The following is a 19,773-nucleotide window of genomic DNA, read 5'->3' on the forward strand; positions in this document are numbered from 1 at the left end:
ACAGAGAGACTTCCATGAAACCGGTGTTTCATCCCGCGCTGGTGAACGACGTGTTCGGCGATCCGGCGGTTTATGTCGATTTTCTGTTCGAGAAGCGTGCTCTGCTGTTCGATCTGGGCGATTTGCGAAATCTGGCGACGCGGAAAATCCTCAGGGTTCGGGATGTGTTCGTTTCCCATGCTCACATGGATCACTTCTTCGGTTTCGATTGGTTGCTGCGCCTGTGCCTAGGGCGGGAAATCCGCATCCGGTTGTTCGGGCCGGCCGGTTTTCTCGGCCAGGTGGAAGCCAAGCTCGCGGGTTATACCTGGAATCTGGTGGAAAACTACGACACCGATTTTACCTTGGATGCGACCGAGGTCTTGAGCGAAACCGAGGCGCGAAGCGCCCGTTTCCGCTGTCGGGCCGAATTTCGCCGCGAAAATGAGCACGAATGGACTATCAGGGACGGCGTTTTGCTCGACGAGGAGAACCACACCGTCCGGTTTGGCCTGTTGGATCATAAGATCCCGTGTCTCGCTTTTGCGCTCCAGGAAAAGCTGCACGTCAATATCTGGAAGAACCGCCTCGACGATCTGGATCTCGAGCCAGGGCCCTGGCTTCAAAGTTTCAAGCGCTCGGTGCTCGACGGATTGCCCGGCGATACGCCGATCACCGCCCGGCGGCGCGGACGGGGCGAAATTACGTTCCGCCTGGACTATCTGGCCGGAACCATCGCCCACATCTCGACCGGACAGAAAATTGCTTACGTGACCGATGCCGTCTATCACGACGCCAATGCCGAGCGCATCGTTCAACTGGCCAAGGGCGCCGACCAGTTCTTCATCGAAGCGGTTTTCGGCGAAGAACTCGTCGAGCGCGCCGCGCAGAAATACCACCTGACCGCCCGCCAAGCAGGCAGCCTGGCTCAGCGCGCCGGGGTCAAGTTTCCCGTGCCGTTCCATTTCTCGCCGATCTACCACGACCGCGAGTACGAACTCAGGGAGGAGTTCGAGCGGGCGTTTCGTGGCTAGACCTATTCACCCTTTTTGAAACAAGTTCCTTAAACTCTCCGGCCCGCCTCGTTTCTAAGGGATATACCCCACAGTCAAGGAGGAAACATGGCTGTCAAGCTCGCGGTCATTTACTACAGCGCCACCGGAACCACTTACCGATTGGCGCGCGGTATCGAGGAAGGGGCTGAGCAATCGGGCGCCGAAGTGCGTTTTAGGAGGGTGCAGGAGCTCGCTCCCGAGGATGCCATTGCGTCCAACCCTCTTTGGGCCGAGCACCGGCAGGAAGCTCGGGATGTGGAGGAGGCGAGCCTGGACGATCTGGTGTGGGCCGATGCCATTGTTTTCGGGACACCGACCCGCTACGGACTGCCTACCGCTCAACTCAAGCAGTTCATCGACAGGACGGGACCTTTGTGGACTCAAGGACAATTGGTGAACAAGATCGTCTCCTCGTTTACCAGTACCGCGACGCCTCACGGCGGGCAGGAAACGACGATCGTCGCCCTCAACAATACCTTCTATCACTGGGGCGCCATCATCGTCGCGCCGGGCTACATCGATCCCATACAGTTCCAAGCCGGGAATCCTTACGGTGTATCGTTCACGAGCAACAACGGGCAGCTCAAGCCGGACGATGTGGCCATGGCCGCGGCAAAATTTCAGGGCAGGCGCGTGGTCGCGGTAACGGCGCAGTTCCTTGCTGGTCAAAAACAGTAGTAAGCCGACCGGAGCCGGCTAAATGGCTCAGCGAGCGGTTGGAGAAACAGCCATGGTGAAGCTTCACGACAAGGAAACCGGCGCGTTCGTCGGAGAAATCAGCGACCAACAGCTTCAACAGTTGATGGATGTATTGGAGGAAGAAAGCTCGATCGACAGGGACTATTTCGTCAATCGAGCCCAGCTGGAGTTTTTGGAGGAACAGGGACTCGATAGAGCGTTGATCGGTCTGCTGCGGACGGCTTTGGGTAACAGGGAAGGCATGGAGATCGTTTGGGGGAAATCATGAATCGAGGGGTCGCTTGGGCGTATCGCAAGCCGCCTTCGATACGGCTGCGATTGCCGCGGTGACTTTTCAACTCATCAAATCGTGCGACTGGTGTTCCAGTTCCAAGGAGGCAGTATGCAAAGCAAAGCTAAGATTCTCGGCCACCCGGCCCATCCGATACTGATCGTATTTCCGCTCGGGTTGCTGTCCACAGGTGTTGTCTTCGACATCATTTATCTGATGACGGGTTCGCCGAGTTTTGTGACGGTCGCCTTCTGGATGATCGCGGCAGGAATCATAGGCGGGCTGATTGCTGCGCCGTTCGGCTTGATCGACTGGCTGGCCATACCGCCTAATACCCGCGCCAAGTATATCGGACTGATGCACGGTGTCGGCAATGTGGTGGTACTGCTGCTTTTCATCGCCAGTTGGTGGCTCCGGCGGAATATCGATTTCCCCGGAGCTTGGGCCTTCGTTCTGTCGTTTGCCGGTTTCGCATTGGTCTTGATCACCGGATGGCTGGGCGGCGAATTGGTAGACCGGCTGGGCGTCGGTGTCGACGACGACGCCGATCTGAACGCGCCGAGCTCTCTGCACAAAACGCACTGATCAGATGGGACCGGGCAAATCTTAATACCGGCCCTGTCGCTTGTCCAAACTCAGATCGCCGGGGCCATGGGCAAAAATGACCATGAAGCCTCCGGCGATCGCTATGTTCTTCAAGAACATGATGGTTTGCACCTTGTCGCCGAAATTAAGGTGGAAGAGCAAGGCCGCCGCGATGGAGAAACCGGCGAGGGCTAGGGCAAACCACCGCGTGTACCAGCCGATCATGATGGCTATCGCGCCTCCGATTTCCAATGCGATAACCAGCGGCAGCAGCATGCCCGGTACCCCCATCGATTCCATGTAGGTTTGGGTTCCGGCAAAACCGCCGATCTTGTTGAAGCCCGACAACAGAAAGATGATGGACATGAAAATTCGTCCGATAAGTTCTGCGTAACGAGACATATTCGCGGACATGCGGCCCCCTTTGAATTAGTGCGTACGTTGCCAGATAAGCTCTCCGTTTCGATATACCACTTTAATGCGGTGGAGTGGAATAGTGTGCGTTTCACCTTCGGAATCGGTGAGTTCGAATACGCCGGGGCGATCCCCAGGAAAGTCGATCCGTTTTAACGGTGTCACCACAATCGTCTTTTCGATGCGGTCGTAGTAGCCGATAGCGAATTCGGCCCGCGCGAAGTCTTCATCCCAGCGGATGCGGTTGAGTAGATCTCGGATCGGAAGCATCGCCGTAATCTGTCGTTTCGATCGCTCTTTATTAATCAGGCCCGTAAATACCCTCCTGGTATTTCGGGCCGCCGCCCAGGCCCGGTACACGCCCGGCCTGGGCTCACGCGGCTTGTCGCCGCGCCGGGGCATCCCTGCCCCGGATTAACCCGGCCTATATTTATAGGCCGGGTTAATAGACCGTTACTCGGGTCGTGTGGCGGGCAGAACTTTCGCGGCCGATTAAAATTAAACCTGTTCAATCGAATTTAGTGAGTAACCCCATGCAGACAGCCTTGGTCGAGGCGCTGGATCGGGCGCCGATGGGCGTTGCGATTATGCGGGATCGGCGAATTTTATGGGTGAACGAGCGTTTGGCCCAGTGGTTCGAATTGGCGCATCATTTGGACGGATGGGCCCCGAAGACTGCGGAGGATATCGGGCTGGCCGTTCTGTTCGCTGGCGACGATAGGCTTTGCGTCACGCGCAGTGGCGAGCAGTTTTGGCTGCAGCGCGAGTGCGCCGCTCTCGCTGACGGCAGCGAGGCTTATTTTTTCCAGGATGTGACCGAAAACGTGCGGATCGAAACGGCTCGCGGCCGTCTTCAAGAATTGGTCAACACCCTGCACACCAAGGACTCGGAAACGGGGCTTCTGAACCGGAACGCGATTCTTCAGGCTTTGGAAGGTCACGTGAGCCGCAGCCGGCGCTATGGCAATGCCTTGTCGGTGATTCGCGTCACCCTGCAGCCGCCCCGTGGCGCATCGCTGCCGGAAACCACGCTGCGCGAAATCGCTCAGGAATTCAATGCGCAGCTGCGATGGGCCGACCAAATCGGCCGCCTCGATGAGACGGCTTTCCTTTTGATTCTTCCCGAAACCGTCCGCACCGATGCGGAAGCGCTTGCCACCAAGTTCGGCGCAGAACGCGTGGCCTTGGCCGGCGCGGAAATGTGGCGGATCGATTGCGCGGTCGCCTCCTGGCAAAAAGGAGACGACGCGCGAAAACTCATGCAGCGTCTTCATTCCGAGCCATACGGACCGAAATTATCGTGACAGCGACCACTTTGCGAGCGATAAGGCTCGGCGGACCCGGCGAGGAAATCGATCGGAAGAGTTTGGCCGCCATCGTTCGGCGCTTCCAAAACCTGCATCGGCTTCAGTTGCAGCGCATTCAGGAATATCAAACGCCGCGTCAGCGGGATTTTCTCGATTTGTTGCCGCTCTTGTTTCACTGCAATCACCCGATGCTGCCCGGTTACGTCTCGTCCGAGACGCCGGCCGGCATCCAGGACTATGTTCCCGCCCGCCGGACGCTGCTCGCCGTCAGGCGGCTAACCAAGAGTTTCGAATACAAGCGGCGCGCGCTGACCGAATATCCGATCCATGGCATATACCTGATGGGCAGTGTCAGCAGTGTTGCCTATTCCAGGAAAAGCGACCTCGATATCTGGCTGTGTCATTCGCGCTCGTTGGACGAAAGTCAACTGGACGAATTGCGTCGCAAAGCGGCCGGCGTGGAAAAATGGGCCCAATCCCTTGGATTGGAGGCCCATATCTTCTTCATCGATAGCGAACGGTTCCGTCTCGGCATCGGCACCCCGATTTCTTCCGAAAGCTGCGGCAGCGTGCAGCATCATCTGTTGCTCGAAGAGTTCTACCGCACCAGCGTCTGGCTGGCCGGTCGCGCCACCGCCTGGTGGCTGGTGCCGCCCGACCAGGAGGCGCGGTACGGAGAATATCTGAACCACTTGAGAGAAAAACGCTTCGTCAACGAAAACGATTTCATCGATTTCGGAGGGCTTGAATATATCCCGCCCGACGAATTTCTCGGCGGCACGCTGTGGCATTTGCACAAGGCGATCGATGCACCGCACAAGTCATTGCTCAAGCTATTTCTGATGGAGAGTTACGCCAGCCAGTATCCCCACACCCGATGGCTCTGCGCCCGGTTGAAGGCGGCGGTGTATGAGGGGAGTCTGGATGACCGCGAGCTCGACTCATATATCCTCATGTATCGGGACGTCGAGCGTTATTTGTTGGCGGGGGGGGAGCGCGAGCGGCTGGAGTTGGCGCGGCAATGCTTTTATCTCAAGCTCAACGAATTGGTGAGGTTTGGCGGGGGCACGGAAGCGGAGAAACGCCGTCGGCAAGAGATTTTGACCGCCATGGTCCACGCCTGGGGATGGCCGCGTCAACGCATCCGGGATCTGGACGAGCGGCGTCACTGGACCGTGGTCAAGGCTTTGCAGGAGCAAAAAGTCATCGGCCACGAATTGACCCGGAGTTATCGAACCGTGAGGCAGTTCGCGGCGGAGCATTCCGAGATCGGAGGTCCGGCCGGAGAGGAAATCAAGCTTTTGGGGCGCAGACTTTCAGCCGCTTTGGAGCTTAAACCCGGTAAAGTGGAAAGGCTGAGCCTCGATAGCGGCGACTGCATCGAACCTAAAGATTTCTCAATGCACGAAGTCCGCCTGGCGGACGGCGAAATGGGATGGATCTTATACTCCGGACGGGTGGCATCTGCGGATGCGGGCAAGGCGCCATATCTGAAAAAGGCGCGCAGCCTGGTCGAGCTTTTGGCCTGGCTGTCGTTCAACGGACTTTACGATCGGAGCGCCAACCTCTTTCTGGAAACCGTCGAAAGCGCATTGACGCTTTTGGAACTCAAGAACAATTTGCGTGCGTTGAACCGTTTTCTCGCGTCGCACCAGAGCGAGCCGGAACATCTGGACGACTACGGCCGAGCCCCGCGCGTGATTGCCGCAGCGTTGTTCGTCAACCTGGGGATCGACGTCGATGCCGAGCGCCGCGACGGAATCAGACTGGCCAGCGATCGTCATGATGCGCTGAGTTATGGCTACGAGCGGACGAACCTGATTCATCAAGTCGATGCCGTCATTTTGACGTCGTGGCGGGAAACCCTGATCAAGCGTTACCAAGGTTTGGTCGGATTCCTCGATTGTCTGGCGGATCTCATCAACGAATCGCTTTCCAATGAATCGCACGTCGAGTGCTTCTGTTTCGTTGCCGGACGGGCCCGAACCATCGCCCTGAGAGTTCGGGAGCTTTATCGGGATTTGAGGGCGGCGTTTTCGAGTCCGGACCGATCGCTACGCTATATCCTGCGGGGCGGTTCGGAATTCTACCTATTCGATAATCAGGGAACGAGCGTCCGTTTTTGGGGCGTACCCGATGTGGATCGCTTGTATAGCGAGCTGTCCGCTCCCCGATCTATGTTTTCGCCGGTCATTTTCGACCGCGCCGCCCTCGAAAATGACCCTTTGCCTTTGATATACGTCCATAATCGGCCGGGAGTTATTCAAATCTTTTGCCAACCGGAATCCTCGCAGGTAAAGGTTTACATTCTGGACGAGCGTGGTTCGTTGTTCTACCGTAGCCACGAGGCGGTCGGACCCCAACTCTTGCTGGGGCCTTATGCCTCGTTTCTCGGCGACATCTTGCAGCGCTATGTACTGGCCGCCGGCGGGATCGAATATTACGTGGTGGAACATCAGGCGTCCGGCGGATACAGCGTGAAATCCGCCGGTTTCCAACCCAACCCCGCCAGTTGCATGCTGGAAATTCGAGTATTCGCTCAAGAGACCGCGCCTGGCCGCGTGGCCTACACGATTTTCTGCAACGACTCGGAGTTTTCTTCCATGGATGCGGGACAGGACGTATTTTCCATGGCGGCGGCCCATATCATGCGGCTTCGTCAGAGCGGGGAACGCTATCCCATCTATATCACCGACATCGACCTGCCGCTTTCCATTCTGGGCGTGGATACGCCGGAAGAGCTGCAAACCGTTCACTTTCTCAAATTCAAAGAGAAGATCGAGGAACGCTTGAATGCCTGATTATCTGTTATAAAAAAAAGTGTTTCTATTCTTTTTTGTAATTTGAATCCCGTCTAAAATGGGCCGTTTTTCAACGGCAACGATCTTTCCCGAGGCAAAAAAACGGTTATGGGTGGACAAGCTTGGCTCGCGGTCGGCGTGGTTTTGGGGTGCTTAAGCTTAATGCTTTTCACGTCCGCCGCGCCTGAGCTGATACTGCTGGGCGGAGTCGTGATGCTACTCGTATCCGGTGTACTGACGCCGGATCAAGCCTTGAGCGGTTTTTCCAACGAAGGCATGATTACCGTCGCGCTGATGTACGTGGTGGTGGCCGGTATCCGGGAGACCGGTGGCGTCGATATGCTGGTCCAGCATGTGCTCGGGCGTCCGAAGTCCCTGCGGGGGGCGTTGCTGAGGCTGATCGTGCCGGTCACGTCGGTTAGCGCCTTCATGAACAATACGCCCTTGGTGGCTGTTTTTCTGCCTGCCGTTCTCACCTGGGCCAAGCGCCTGCAAATTTCGCCTTCGAAACTGCTGATTCCGCTGAGTTACGCGGCGGTCGTCGGCGGAACGATCACTTTGATCGGCACCAGCACCAACCTGATCGTCAACGGGCTTCTACTGCACAGCAATAGGCCGGGGCTAGGATTGTTCGACATCGCCTGGGTTGGTATTCCGTGTTCGATTCTCACGATGATCTACATTTTGTTGTTGGCGCCCAAGCAGTTGCCCGAGCGCAAACCCGCCAGCGCCGTGTTCGAAAATCCCAAGGAATATACGGTCGAAATGTCGGTCGAGGACAATGGAGCCTTGGTGGGTAAAACCATCGAAGAGGCCGGTCTTCGCCATTTACAAGGGCTCTATCTGGTCGAAATCGAACGTGGCGATGAAGTGTTGGCGGCGGTCGGACCTTACGAGCGCCTCCAGCCCGGCGATCAACTGGTTTTCGCGGGCGTGAGCGATTCGGTGGTGGAATTGCAGCGGATCAAGGGTCTGCTCCCGTCGGCCGATAAGTCGTTTACCCTGGAGGACAGAAAGCACCGCGAGCGCGTATTGGTGGAGGTAGTCGTTTCGCCGCAATGCGCGCTGGTAGGCAAAACCATCAAGGAAGGCCGTTTCCGCATGGTCTACGGCGGCTCGGTGATCGCCGTGGCGCGCAACGGTCAGCGTATCTCCGGTAAAATCGGCGAAATTCGCTTGGAGCCGGCGGACACGCTGTTGCTCGATGTCCGCCCGCCTTTCCTGGAGCGGCATCGGAATTCCAACGATTTTCTTCTGATAAGTCAGGTATCCGAGTATTTGCCGGTTCGTCACGAGCGTGCAGGCATGGCCTGGTTGATTTTGGCCGCCGTGGTGCTGAGCGCTTCTTTCGAATGGTTGAGCATGCTGAAAGCGGCCCTGCTCGGTGCGGCCGCCATGCTGCTGACGGGGTGCTGCTCCGTGCCGACCGCCAGGAAAAGCCTGGACGGTCAGGTGTTGCTTGCCATAGCGGCTTCGTTCGGTCTCGGCAAAGCCCTGGAGGTATCCGGTGCGGCATCGGGAATCGCGCAGGGTTTTCTGAATCTCGCCGGAGACAATCCGCTTTTGGTGCTGGTGCTGTTTTATTTCTTGACCGTCGTGCTGACCGAACTGCTCAGCAATAATTCGGTAGCGGTATTGATGTTTCCCCTGGCTTTGGCCATTGCCGACAAACTGGATGTCAGTTTTTGGCCGTTCATCGTTGCCGTAATGGTCGCGGCGTCCATGGGCTTTTCTACCCCGATCGGCTATCAGACCAACTTAATGGTTTACGGTCCCGGCGGTTATCATTTCAGCGATTTCGTTCGCTTCGGCGTTCCTTTGAACATTCTGATGGGGATCGTGGCGCTGAGTATCATTCCCTGGGTGTGGCCGTTTCATCCATAGCACCGGCCGCACGTTTCATTCGGTTTTTTCTCATGACGTTTCGATACATCTCTTGTCTGCTGATCATCTTAAGCTTTACCGGCTGCGAACGAGCGGCCGAAACCGAGCTTTCCGGGGCGATTCAGGGTACGACCTACCACATCAAGATGGTGATGGATAAGGTCGAGGCGGCGCCGGAACAGGTCAAGACCGACGTCGAAGCCGTGTTCAAGCTGGTCGACGAAAAACTGTCGAATTGGCGCGAGGACTCGGAAATTTCCCGAGTGAACCAGCAGAAAACGACCGACTGGATTTCGGTCTCTCCGGAAATCATCCGGCTGGCGGCGATCGCGAAGGAGATCAACCAGCGCTCGGCAGGCTGCTACGATCTTACGGTAAAGCCCTTATTCGATCTGTGGGGTTTTTCCAAGCACGAAAACCGGGTGCCGGAACAGGGCGAAATCGACCGGACCTTGGCTCATGTGGGCATGAGCAAATTGGAAATCGATGCGGAAAACGGGCGTATCCGCAAATCGGATCCCGAACTCACCATCGATTTGTCGTCCATCGCGCAGGGCTATACCGTGGCCGCCGTGGCCGATCAGCTCGAAAGCCGGGGGATTCACAATTATCTCGCGGAAATCGGCGGCGAGATGAAGGTCAAGGGGCGCAAAGCCAACGGGGCGGCTTGGCGGGTGGCTATCGAAAAGCCCACGCCGCTGGTGCGGGAGGTCCAGCGCATTCTGGACATCCATCAGGAAAACGGCGCGGCCGTGATGACGTCCGGTACGTACCGAAACTTTTTCGAGTCGGGCGGGCAAGCTTACTCCCATATCATCGATCCGAAGACCGGTCGTCCCGTGACCCACAATCTGCTGTCCGTCACCGTTCTGCATGACGATCCGACTTTGGCGGATGCCTGGTCGACGGCTCTGTTATGCGTGGGTGAAATCGAGGGAGCCCGGATTGCCGAAACGGAGGGACTTAAAGCCCTGTTCATTTACCGGGACGGTCAGGAACTCAAGGAGCATATGAGCAGCCAATTCATGAGTGCTCCCGCGCCTTAGTTTTTTTAGATCCCTGAGCCCCGCCGCTTCGGTTCGGAAGTACGTTCCGTGCGCGGTTCGGCCATCATGTGCTCGCCGAAATAATACAGGATGTGCGAGGCGCCCAGGTAAACCAAGGCGAAGACGAAAATCTGGCTGATGGGCAGGTCGTTGAGCATGGCGTACAGCTCGACGCCGCCTGCGGTCAGAAGAAAGATGAGTCCCATGAGCAGCGCTTCGATGCGGCTCCCCCGGCGATAACGGAAGTACCACAGCACTATCTGGCTGATCAATAGATAGCCGACGACGATGAATAGGTTGTTCCGCATAGGGCCGTAGAATCCCTCCGCTTCCGGAATGACGAGGTTGAGATTGCCGAGGACAGCGATACCGCCCAGGATCGACAACCAGACGGCAAAATGGAAATTGAGGGTGATCGCGCGGTTCATGGATTTTTCCGATCGCTTGTTGAATGGCTCGTTCCTTCGAGAGAGCGGGAAGGCGATGAGTTCCCGACCCTGTCAAGACGGTGGAACCACGTTTGCCGTATCGTTGCGGCCGCGTCGTTTACTCGGGTTCAGTGTGGTTTTTTCGTAATAGAGCGGGAAGCACGATCAGGAGGCCGAGGAGCGTAAAGCTGAGAATCACTTCCGGCGACCAGATATCTTTGATGTCGCTGATTTCGCCCAAAGCCTGTCCCAAGTTGACGTAAACGAAACTGCCGGGAATGACGCCGATCAGCGTGGCGAGGAAATAGGTGCGGGCAGTAATGTTGGTTACGGCCGGCGCCAGATTGACCAGCCAGAACGGAAAAAGCGGAACCAGTCTCAGGAAAAGCAAATAGCGGAAAGCGTCGCCCTCGAATCCTTTCACGATTTTCGTAGCCATCGGAGACTTCGACAATTTGGCGCGGGCGAGGTCGGCAAAAACGAAGCGTGCCGCCAAAAACACCAGCAAAGCGCCCAGGGTCGACGCGATCACCGTCACCAAAGTGCCCAGCCAACGTCCGAACAGCAAACCCATCGTCAGCGACAGTATCGCTCCACCCGGAATGCTGAATGCCGTCGAAGCGACGTAGAGGGATGCCGAGGCGAGCAGCATGAGTAGGTAATGCCGCTCGGTAAATTCTATGAGCCGATCACGATTTTCCTTGATGAATTCGAGGCTAAACCATTGATTTCCTCCGAGAGCGAAGAAGGCGGACAGCACGGCGACGAACAGCAGGACCAGTCCGATTCTGCCGTAGAAGCGCTTTAGTTGGTCGGGCATGACGCGTTCTCCGGGGGAAGCCGAGGTAAGTATACAGGCGGTCGGAGTAACGCGAAAATTGGGCGACAGACTGCTTCGCCGAGTCCGTTTTCAAGGAAGCGCTACTGAACTCGACGGGTATTCGCGAACCATTTTTTTCAGGCGCGATGGCCGAAAAGAATGGTATCCGTGTTTCCGCCGGCCCGCCCGGCGGTCGGGCAGGCCGGCAAGTGAAATTACCGCTTCATTCCGTTTTTCAGCGCGTTGAACAGGGCATTGCCTGCAACCGTGTTATCGCTGCCTACCAAAACCATGATCATCAAACCGCCGTCCGTCTTCAAACATTCAACCACTCCGGTGATATGTTCGCTCCATGAGCGGACCGAGTCCTCGTCCTTGCTGATTCTGCCTGCTTTCTCGGCGTTTAATATCGATTCGCCCTTGTTGACGCAATCGGCTTGACTCATGGTTCCTCCGTCCAGGTGATCCCACCACATGCTGGGTGCTGCTGCGGAGGCGTTGAAGGGCAGGCTGCTCATCAACAAGCAGGCGAAGAAGGGAATAACGAAGTTTCTTGTGGACATGGGAAAATCCTCCTTGGTTCTGTCCGGTGAGGGCCGAATCGGTCGGTGACCCTCATTCCTAGAGACTTATTAACCCGGCCTATAAACATAGGCCGGGTTAATCCGGGGCAGGGATGCCCCGGCGCGGCGACAAGCCGCGTGAGCCCAGGCCGGGCGTGTACCGGCCTGGGCGGCGGCCCGAAATACCAGGAGGGTATTTACGGGCCTGATTAATAAACCACCACCGCCCCGGTGGTTTCTATCCTGGGCAGCATTCGCTCGGCAGTCTCGGGAAGTATGCGGCGCCTTGCCTAGCATCTTAATTAAGCCACCGAGGAGTATTTCATTGCAATGATGAACGCTCGTTCTATTGATCAAAATTCTTGAGGAATAGATGACTGAGACCATGGATCGCATCGTTATTGACGGTTCCTACGGCGAAGGCGGCGGGCAAATTCTTAGGACCACGCTCTGCCTGTCCACCATTACCGGCCGTCCGGTACGTATCGAAAACATCCGTGCGAGGCGGAAAAAGCCGGGATTGGCTGCCCAGCATCTGACGGCGGTGTTTGCGGCGGCTAAGCTTTGCGATGCCGAGCTGAGCGGGACCGAATTGGGTTCCAGGACTCTGACGTTCACGCCGCGGACAAAGCCAAAGGCCGGCGACTATCTCTTCGATGTCGCGAAAGCGAGGCAAGGCGGCAGCGCGGGAGCAGTGTCGCTGGTACTACAAACGGTGCTGCTGCCTTTGGCGTTGACCGAAGGCGGCTCACGGGTCGAGTTGCGGGGCGGAACGCACGTGCCCCTGAGCCCGCCGTTCGATTATCTTCATGACGTGTGGCTCCCTTATTTGAAGCTCATGGGCGTACGCGCCGAACTCAGTCTGGAACGATCCGGCTGGTACCCGGTCGGAAAGGGTGAAGTGCTGCTGGAGACGAGAGGAACCGGAGTAGGAACGAGAAAGAGGCTGCACTCTCTTAATGTGCCGGATCGAGGCGAACTCGTGGAGATTTCCGGCCGGGCGCTTGCCGCCAATCTTCCCGAGCACGTGGTCAAACGCATGGCGGACCGAGCAGAGACCATACTGCGACGAAAAAACATGTCTTGCGAGATCGACGCGGTTTCCGTTCAGGCGGCCTGTCCGGGGGCGGGGATTTTCCTCGTCGCGCGCTACGAGCGTTCTCTGGCCGGTTTCAGCGCCTTGGGCGAGCGGGGGAAGCCGGCGGAGCAAGTCGCCGAAGATGCCTGCGCAAAACTGTTGGAGCACCATCATACGAATGCCTCGGTGGACGAGCATCTGGCGGATCAATTGGTGTTGCCTTGCGCTCTGGCCGACGGCGAGTCCGTTTTTTCGGTCGATCCGATGACCCGGCATCTTTCGACCAATGCGTGGGTGGTGGAGCGTTTCGGTATCGCCGAAGTCGAATTGATATCGACCTCGGCCACCGCCGGTTTGGTGCGCGTCTTTCCGAATCCGTGAGTACCCGCTATGCCCATCCGTAACGCCGACATTGCCGCGATCTTCGAGGAAATCGCCGATCTTCTGGAAATCGACGGTGCGAACGTGTTTCGGGTCCGCGCCTATCACAACGCGGCCCGCATACTCCAGGAATTGGGCAAGGACGTTCGCGCGATGGTGCAAAAGGGCGAGGACCTGACCGAATTGCCGGGCATCGGCGCCGACTTGGCCGGCAAGATCAAAGAAATCGTCGACACTGGCCACTGCAAGACGCTGGACGAGCTTCACAAACGGCTGCCGCCGGCCATCGCGGAACTTTTGAAAATCCCCGGATTGGGTCCAAAGCGAGTCAGAGCGCTCTACCGCGAACTCGGTATTCAAACTCTGGCTCAGCTTCGGCGTGCGGTACGCGATCATCGAATACAGGCACTTCCCGGCTTTGGTGAAAAAACCGAGATGCACATCGCCGACGCGCTGGAGGCTCATGGTGGCGGAGCCGGGCGTTACACGCGCGTCGCCGCCGAGCAATACGCGGCGCCTTTGCTCGATTATTTGAACGGGGTTCCCGGCGTCGAGCGGGTTGTGATTGCCGGCAGCTATCGCCGTGCCAAGGAGACGGTGGGCGATCTCGACATCTTGGCGGCGGCGGAATCGGGAAGCCCCGTAATGCAGCGTTTCGTCGAGTACGAGGACGTTGCGGAGGTTTTGTCACAAGGTCCCACGCGCGGCAGTGTGTTGCTGCGCGGCGGACTGCAAGTGGATTTCAGAGTGGTTCCGGCGGAAAGCTACGGCGCGGCTCTGCATTATTTCACCGGCGGCAAAGCGCATAACATCGCCATTCGGCATTTGGGGCAGGAGAGGGGCCTAAAAATCAACGAATACGGGGTGTTTCGAGGCGACGAGCGGGTTGCGGGCGATACCGAAGAATCGGTCTTTGCCGCTGTGGGATTGCCCTTTATCCCGGCGGAATTGCGGGAAGATCGGGGCGAAATCGAAGCGGCCCGAGCGGGTAGTTTGCCGAAGCTGGTTGAACTGTCCGATCTCAAGGGCGATCTTCACGCTCATACCAAAGCATCGGACGGTCACAATACTATCCCGGAGATGGCTGAAGCCGCGAGAAGCCATGGCCTGGAATATCTCGCCATCACCGAGCATTCCCGCCGGCTGACGGTAGCCCATGGGCTGGATCCGATCCGCTTGCTCAAGCATATGGACGAGGTCGATCGGCTGAACGAAACCTTGGACGGCATCGTTCTCCTCAAGGGCATCGAAGTAGACATATTGGAGGATGGCGATCTGGATTTGCCGGACGATGTGCTCAGCCGGCTCGATATCGTCGTCGGTGCGGTACACAGCCGATTCGATCTGCCCCGGAACAAACAGACCGAGCGGATTCTTCGCGCGATGGATCATCCCTATTTCACCATTCTGGCGCATCCCTCCGGGCGATTGATCGGTCGCCGAGAGCCCTATGATGTCGACATGCTTCGCATCATCCGCAAGGCCAGAGAGCGAAGGTGTTTTCTCGAGCTCAACGCTAATCCGGAGCGCCTCGATCTTGCCGATACTCATTGCAAATTAGCCAAGGACGAGGGTGTGCTGATCAGTCTCAACTCCGACGCGCACAGCACCCTGGACTTCAGGAATCTGCGCTACGCCGTCGGACAGGCCCGACGCGGCTGGCTGGAGTCCCGTGACGTGCTGAATTCCCGCAGCTTGAAGGAACTGCGTCTGCTGCTTCGCCAGACCTTTTAGCGTCCGAAACGAGGCGCATCGTCTCCCGAAAAGTGAGAGCTCATGACAAAGCGGTTGAACTTTTATCCATAGGGGCGGTCACAACGATTAAGTGTCAGGAACGACGCGAACTACTCATCTCCTCCCTTTGAGTAGTGTCATTCGCCCGGCATCCCCCCCCAAGCCGGGACTTCGCTCCGAGGTATGTCCCCCCATTTGCCTCGGAGCTTTTTCTTTTTATGGGGCTTTGGCCTCTTGCGATTGAGGTATCTCCAGCCAGCGGTCCAACACGGACCAGGCTTCCTCCAATCCAAACCGCTTGAGTGCCGAAAAGAGCTGAAGGCTGACCGTTAATCCCTCTTGCGCGTTCAATTCGGCTTCAACCTTGCGCAAGGTTTGGAGCGCAGCCCCCCGGCTGAGTTTGTCCGCCTTGGTCAAGGCGATGTGCAGCGGAAGCTTCCAGTGATGGCACCACTCGATCATGCGGTGATCGAAAGGCGTCAGAGGATGGCGGATGTCCATCACCAGAAATACCCCGCGTAATGATCGGCGCTCGCTGAAATAAGACTCCAGAGCCTGGCGCCAGTTCTTCTGGATCGCCTCGGGTACCTGGGCATAGCCGTAGCCGGGGAGATCGACCAATCGTCTCTGATCGTCCACTTGGAAAAAATTGAGCATCTGGGTCCGCCCCGGCGTTTTGCTGACCCGCGCCAGCGATTTCTGCTGCGTGATGACATTGATCGCGCTCGATTTTCCGGCGTTGGAGCGGCCCGCGAAGGCGATTTCGAAGCCTTCGTCCGGTGGCGCATTTTTTACGCTCGGCGCACTCGTCAGGTACCGGGTATTTTGATAAGCGGTTTTCATGAGAATCGAATCGGGAAAGCTGTTGACTTTTGTAGTCTACCTGTATTTGATTGGCGCTCTAAAAAACGAGCCGCAGGTCGGCGTGAGAGAACTTTATTTGGTTTGCCAGAGCGAGGAGTCAATGATGGGGAAGTGTGCATTATGGGTTTGTTTCATTTTGTTGAGTGGTCATTCCCTCGCTTATGCTCAAGGAAATGCGGCGGCAGGAAAGGAAAAATCGGAGCCCTGTGCCGGTTGCCATGGTGACGACGGAAACAGCAATGCGCCTATATTTCCCAAGTTGGCCGGTCAGCATGCTTCATATCTTGCGAAGCAGTTGCACGAATTCAAAAGCGAGAAAAGAGCCAATCCGACCATGACCGCGATGGCTGAGCCTCTGTCCGACGCGGATATAGACGACATCAGCGCTTACTATGCCCAGCAAAAGACCACGCTGGAAAAGGCAGAGGCGCCTAATCCGCTAGGAGAGACGATTTACCGCACCGGCAATGCCTCGTCCGGCGTTCCGGCTTGCGCCGGTTGCCATGGCCCGGACGGCGCCGGCAATCCGTCCGCGAAATTTCCTGCTCTGCGCGCCCAGTACGCCGCTTATCTCGAAAAGACTTTGAGTGATTTCAAGGCAGGTGCTCGAGCCAACGATGCAAATTCTATCATGCGCGCGATCGCGGCTAAGTTGAGCGACGAAGAAATTACCGCTGTGTCCAGTTATACGTCGGGATTACGATGAGATCCGCCAGTCGAAATCGCTCATTTTTCGGTATTGTCGGCACATTTTTTATGGTTTTCGGTTTAAAATCCCTACCATTGGGCGAGTCCGGGCGAAAGTTCGGCTCGATTCTCGATCATTTTTGCGGTTCGGATCATTTCAGAGCGGAGCTTGTTTAATGAAATCGGCGTTGAGTTTGCTGGCTTGCTTGGTGTTGTTTTCGGCTACGGCTTTTGGAGCGGCTAAGGCGGAGGAGTTCAAACAAGGCGTCGATTACGAGTTGGTGAATCCGCCGCAAACAACTGTCGATCCCTCCAAGGTCGAGGTCATGGAGTTCTTCTGGTATGGCTGCCCCCACTGCTATCACTTCGAACCGGATTTAAATGCCTGGCTGAAGAAGAAGCCGGATAACGTGGTTTTTATTCGACAACCTGCCGTTTTCAATGCACGCTGGGCGGCTCACGCCAAGGCATACTATACGGCCGAAGCGCTCGGGGTACTCGATAAGGTCCATGCCGATTTGTACGACGCCATCCAAAACAAGAAGCAAGCTCTGGAGAGCGAGACGGAGTTGGCCAAGTTCTTCGCCGACCATGGCGTCGCCGACGGCGATTTTCGCAAGGCCTATAAATCGTTTGCCGTGGATACGAAGATGAGGCAGGCCGAAACCATGGCGGCGCGCTACGGTGTGACGGGAACGCCCAACGTCATTGTCAACGGGAAATACCGAATCGCTCCTCAGCAGGCCAAATCGTTTCCTCGGATGATCGCTATTATGAACGATTTAATCGAAAAGGAATCCAGTGGGGCAAAGGGTGCCCAATAATTGTGTTTACATGAAAGAATCAACATTATGCAGCCGGGGTTACCGGCGAGCAGGTTGGGGGTATCGTGTCACTTAGTACTGTCATGACATCTCGGGCTGTTGCGAGTTCTTTGGAGGCTACCGCGCCGATTAACAAGCGGCGTGTCAGATTCGCAAGTTTCAATATTCAAACGGGCATCACAACGTCCAGTTATAGGGACTATATCACCGGAAGCTGGCGGCACATCTGGCCCTCTCAGAAGAGACTTCCGAATCTGATTCGAATCGCTCATCTTCTCAAGCCTTTCGATATCGTTGGTCTTCAGGAAGTCGACGGCGGCGGCGCACGCAGCCATCACATCGTTCAAACCCAATATCTCGCGGAAACCGCCGGTTTTGCCTATTGGCACAACCAGGTCAACCGACGCATCGGCAATCTGGCCCTGCACAGCAATGGGCTGTTGAGCCGCATCAAGCCCGACTTCATTCATGACTATAAGCTCCCTGGCCTGCCCGGTCGGGGCGCCTTGCTGGCCCGCTTCGGGGCGGTGGGCGACGATGCGTTATATCTGTGTATTCTGCATCTGGCGTTGAGCAGGCGTGCCCGGCTCAAGCAGATCGCGTTTATCAGCGAATTGATCCGCGATCTGTCGTATGTCGTTTTGATGGGAGACCTGAACTGCGAGCCGAATTCGCCGGAGCTCAATCTTTTAACTTCCGCAACCGAGCTCTGCGACCCGATGTGTGAGTTGAAGACATTTCCGAGCTGGCGCCCGCATAAAATGCTCGATCACATTTTGGTAACGCCGAGTCTTCAAGTGACGAATGTCCAGGTGATCAATTTTGCCTGCTCGGATCACCTGCCCATCGCGATGGAAGTCGAATTGCCCGATCAGTTGGCGGTCGCTGCCTGAGAGGCCGCACCGGAGGTAGGTCGGCAATCCCTTGTTGCGGGCTATGTGTGCATTTTGGATGTAAGCCGCAGGTCGACAGCAGGTTTGTCGGCACAGGATTGCCGACCTACGACTTATTTTGGCCTGACTTCTGGGGGGCGCGCCGAGTTCTCAATTCGCACCGCTGCGGCGAAAATTGTACTAGCCCATCCCATCCGCACCCGAGACTGTCGCATTCATCACAAATAGTCCTTCGTAAGCTCGCTCGTCTTTCTGGGTGACGGTCAGCGTCAGCAGACTCCCGCAATAGCCGAGCCAGCCTCCGGCCGAGGCGAAGCCGCCCGCGACGCGGTAAATTCCGGGCGTCAGCGACAGGAACGGCAACGTTAGCCGTAACTGTCCGCCAGCCGGTTTAAGTGAACCCCGGTTGCCCTCCATTTCGGAATAGATGGAAGCGAGCAATATGCCGGTCTGGGTCCAAAATTGGAGCACCAAGCCGGCGGATTCCACCGGTACCGCGGCAGCATAGCTCAGTTCAAAATCCACGGATTGCCCGGTGAAAACCTTCACGCTGTCCGTGTTTTCCTGTCCTTTGACTGCTAACGTTCGTATCGAAGCCGCTCCGGTAAAATCCGCCGGCATCTCGGGAGCGTTTTCCAACGGCTTGAGTTGCCGATTGAGATAGCCTATCGATTCGTAATACTTGAGAAACAGCTGGTCGGTTTCCCCGAACGCCAGCGCCTCGCCATCGAAGAGGAGCAGGCAGCGGTCGGCCACATGCCGAATATTCATTTCCGAGTGGGATACGAATAGAATCGTCGTCCCGTTGTGTTTAAGGCTGTTGAGCCGCTCCAGGCAACGCAACTGGAAGGCGACGTCGCCAACGGCCAGGACTTCATCGACGAGCAGGACATCGGTCGGGACGCAGGTGGCGATCGAGAATTCGAGTCGTGCGTACATGCCGTCGGAATAATGCTTGACCGGCGCGTCGATCGACTTTTCCAGTCCGGCAAAGGCTACGATGTCGTCCAGTTTGGCGTCGGTTTCCCGTTTGTCGAGTCCCAGTTGCGCACACTGGATATAAATGTTTTCCCGGCCGGTCAGCATGGGCTGAAGCCCCGTGCCGAGGCGGATCAAGGACTTGATCTTACCGCGCATGGCTATGCGGCCTCGATCGGGCCGGTAATCCCGATTCACCAGTTTCAGCAGCGTGCTCTTTCCGGCTCCATTGGGGCCGATGATTCCGATGCATTCGCCGACCCGTCCGGCAAAGGAGACATCGCGTAACGCCCAAAACTCTTCGCTTCGCAAACGCTCCAACGGTTTCAGGCGGAGCATGCTCCGGGATGCGTCTTGGAAGCCATAGAGCAGATCGGCTTTCAGTGACCGGCGAAATTTTTTTCCGACGCCATCGAACAGAATTGCTGGCTGAGACACGGTTGGTCTGGATTGTGAAAACAAGTAAGGCGTCAGCGATTAAA

Annotated in this window: 20 protein-coding genes; 13 read left to right on the plus strand and 7 right to left on the minus strand. The window is 56.9% G+C overall.

Annotated features, from left to right (window positions below; genetic code table 11):
- Positions 1 to 14 precede the first annotated feature (14 nt).
- From JOD69_RS07675 to JOD69_RS07690, 4 genes are all read left to right on the plus strand, one after another.
- A complete protein-coding gene (locus tag JOD69_RS07675) occupies positions 15 to 1,013 on the plus strand; it encodes an MBL fold metallo-hydrolase (RefSeq protein ID WP_077727899.1) in 999 nt (332 codons plus the stop codon).
- 87 nt (positions 1,014 to 1,100) lie between these two features.
- Positions 1,101 to 1,712, plus strand: coding sequence for an NAD(P)H:quinone oxidoreductase (gene wrbA, locus JOD69_RS07680; protein WP_077727900.1), 612 nt, complete (start codon positions 1,101 to 1,103; stop codon positions 1,710 to 1,712).
- 22 nt (positions 1,713 to 1,734) lie between these two features.
- Positions 1,735 to 2,001, plus strand: coding sequence for a hypothetical protein (locus JOD69_RS07685; protein ID WP_205780628.1), 267 nt, complete (start codon positions 1,735 to 1,737; stop codon positions 1,999 to 2,001).
- A 114-nt stretch (positions 2,002 to 2,115) separates the two neighbouring features.
- A complete protein-coding gene (locus tag JOD69_RS07690; RefSeq protein ID WP_077727902.1) occupies positions 2,116 to 2,589 on the plus strand; it encodes a DUF2231 domain-containing protein in 474 nt (157 codons plus the stop codon).
- Positions 2,590 to 2,610: 21 nt separating this feature from the next.
- On the opposite strand, the gene JOD69_RS07695 is transcribed toward JOD69_RS07690, so the two are convergent.
- Both JOD69_RS07695 and JOD69_RS07700 read right to left on the minus strand, forming a co-directional pair.
- Positions 2,611 to 3,003 (minus strand): DoxX family protein, encoded by a 393-nt coding sequence (locus JOD69_RS07695; protein ID WP_346425827.1) that lies wholly within the window; start codon positions 3,001 to 3,003, stop codon positions 2,611 to 2,613.
- A gap of 15 nt (positions 3,004 to 3,018) precedes the next feature.
- Positions 3,019 to 3,405: a DUF504 domain-containing protein gene (locus JOD69_RS07700; protein WP_240502351.1), complete on the minus strand. Its 387-nt coding sequence runs from the start codon at positions 3,403 to 3,405 to the stop codon at positions 3,019 to 3,021.
- Positions 3,406 to 3,536: 131 nt separating this feature from the next.
- On the opposite strand from JOD69_RS07700, the gene JOD69_RS07705 reads away from it, so the two are divergent.
- The 4 genes from JOD69_RS07705 to JOD69_RS07720 all read left to right on the plus strand — a co-directional run bounded on the left by JOD69_RS07705 (position 3,537) and on the right by JOD69_RS07720 (position 10,041).
- Positions 3,537 to 4,307 (plus strand): GGDEF domain-containing protein, encoded by a 771-nt coding sequence (locus tag JOD69_RS07705; RefSeq protein ID WP_086133066.1) that lies wholly within the window; start codon positions 3,537 to 3,539, stop codon positions 4,305 to 4,307.
- Positions 4,304 to 7,111, plus strand: a complete 2,808-nt coding sequence (locus JOD69_RS07710; protein ID WP_168183707.1) for a class I adenylate cyclase — start codon at positions 4,304 to 4,306, stop codon at positions 7,109 to 7,111. The genes JOD69_RS07705 and JOD69_RS07710 overlap by 4 nt, the downstream gene beginning before the upstream one ends.
- Before the next feature lie 108 nt (positions 7,112 to 7,219).
- Positions 7,220 to 8,995: an SLC13 family permease gene (locus JOD69_RS07715; protein WP_077727907.1), complete on the plus strand. Its 1,776-nt coding sequence runs from the start codon at positions 7,220 to 7,222 to the stop codon at positions 8,993 to 8,995.
- Between the two features lie 32 nt (positions 8,996 to 9,027).
- The gene (locus JOD69_RS07720; RefSeq protein ID WP_077728113.1) at positions 9,028 to 10,041 is read left to right on the plus strand and encodes an FAD:protein FMN transferase; all 1,014 of its coding nucleotides are present in this window, start codon (positions 9,028 to 9,030) and stop codon (positions 10,039 to 10,041) included.
- Positions 10,042 to 10,046: 5 nt separating this feature from the next.
- On the opposite strand, the gene JOD69_RS07725 is transcribed toward JOD69_RS07720, so the two are convergent.
- The 3 genes from JOD69_RS07725 to JOD69_RS07735 form a co-directional block, all read right to left on the minus strand.
- Positions 10,047 to 10,469: a hypothetical protein gene (locus JOD69_RS07725; protein ID WP_077727908.1), complete on the minus strand. Its 423-nt coding sequence runs from the start codon at positions 10,467 to 10,469 to the stop codon at positions 10,047 to 10,049.
- A 118-nt stretch (positions 10,470 to 10,587) separates the two neighbouring features.
- Positions 10,588 to 11,289 carry a TVP38/TMEM64 family protein gene (locus tag JOD69_RS07730; protein WP_086133068.1) on the minus strand — a complete coding sequence of 234 codons (702 nt, stop codon included), beginning with the start codon at positions 11,287 to 11,289 and terminating at the stop codon, positions 10,588 to 10,590.
- 215 nt (positions 11,290 to 11,504) lie between these two features.
- Positions 11,505 to 11,852, minus strand: coding sequence for a hypothetical protein (locus JOD69_RS07735; RefSeq protein WP_240502352.1), 348 nt, complete (start codon positions 11,850 to 11,852; stop codon positions 11,505 to 11,507).
- Between the two features lie 385 nt (positions 11,853 to 12,237).
- Between JOD69_RS07735 and rtcA the strand changes: the two genes are divergently transcribed.
- Entirely contained in the window at positions 12,238 to 13,311 is a 1,074-nt protein-coding gene (gene rtcA / locus JOD69_RS07740; RefSeq protein WP_077727910.1) for an RNA 3'-terminal phosphate cyclase, read from the plus strand.
- 9 nt (positions 13,312 to 13,320) lie between these two features.
- Positions 13,321 to 15,045, plus strand: a complete 1,725-nt coding sequence (polX, locus tag JOD69_RS07745; RefSeq protein WP_086133069.1) for a DNA polymerase/3'-5' exonuclease PolX — start codon at positions 13,321 to 13,323, stop codon at positions 15,043 to 15,045.
- Positions 15,046 to 15,261: 216 nt separating this feature from the next.
- On the opposite strand, the gene yihA is transcribed toward polX, so the two are convergent.
- Positions 15,262 to 15,888: a ribosome biogenesis GTP-binding protein YihA/YsxC gene (yihA, locus tag JOD69_RS07750; protein ID WP_086133070.1), complete on the minus strand. Its 627-nt coding sequence runs from the start codon at positions 15,886 to 15,888 to the stop codon at positions 15,262 to 15,264.
- A 124-nt stretch (positions 15,889 to 16,012) separates the two neighbouring features.
- Between yihA and JOD69_RS07755 the strand changes: the two genes are divergently transcribed.
- The 3 genes from JOD69_RS07755 (at position 16,013) to JOD69_RS07765 (ending at position 18,313) form a co-directional block, all read left to right on the plus strand.
- Positions 16,013 to 16,615 carry a c-type cytochrome gene (locus JOD69_RS07755; RefSeq protein ID WP_077728115.1) on the plus strand — a complete coding sequence of 201 codons (603 nt, stop codon included), beginning with the start codon at positions 16,013 to 16,015 and terminating at the stop codon, positions 16,613 to 16,615.
- A gap of 157 nt (positions 16,616 to 16,772) precedes the next feature.
- Positions 16,773 to 17,420, plus strand: a complete 648-nt coding sequence (locus tag JOD69_RS07760; protein ID WP_077727913.1) for a thiol:disulfide interchange protein DsbA/DsbL — start codon at positions 16,773 to 16,775, stop codon at positions 17,418 to 17,420.
- 83 nt (positions 17,421 to 17,503) lie between these two features.
- Positions 17,504 to 18,313, plus strand: a complete 810-nt coding sequence (locus tag JOD69_RS07765; protein ID WP_077727914.1) for an endonuclease/exonuclease/phosphatase family protein — start codon at positions 17,504 to 17,506, stop codon at positions 18,311 to 18,313.
- A 180-nt stretch (positions 18,314 to 18,493) separates the two neighbouring features.
- Here the strand turns inward: JOD69_RS07765 and JOD69_RS07770 are convergent, their stop codons facing one another.
- Positions 18,494 to 19,729 carry an ABC transporter ATP-binding protein gene (locus JOD69_RS07770; protein ID WP_086133071.1) on the minus strand — a complete coding sequence of 412 codons (1,236 nt, stop codon included), beginning with the start codon at positions 19,727 to 19,729 and terminating at the stop codon, positions 18,494 to 18,496.
- Positions 19,730 to 19,773 lie beyond the last annotated feature (44 nt).

Origin of the sequence: Methylocaldum sp. RMAD-M, assembly GCF_017832375.1 — a bacterium.
Classification (GTDB): Bacteria; Pseudomonadota; Gammaproteobacteria; order Methylococcales; family Methylococcaceae; genus Methylocaldum.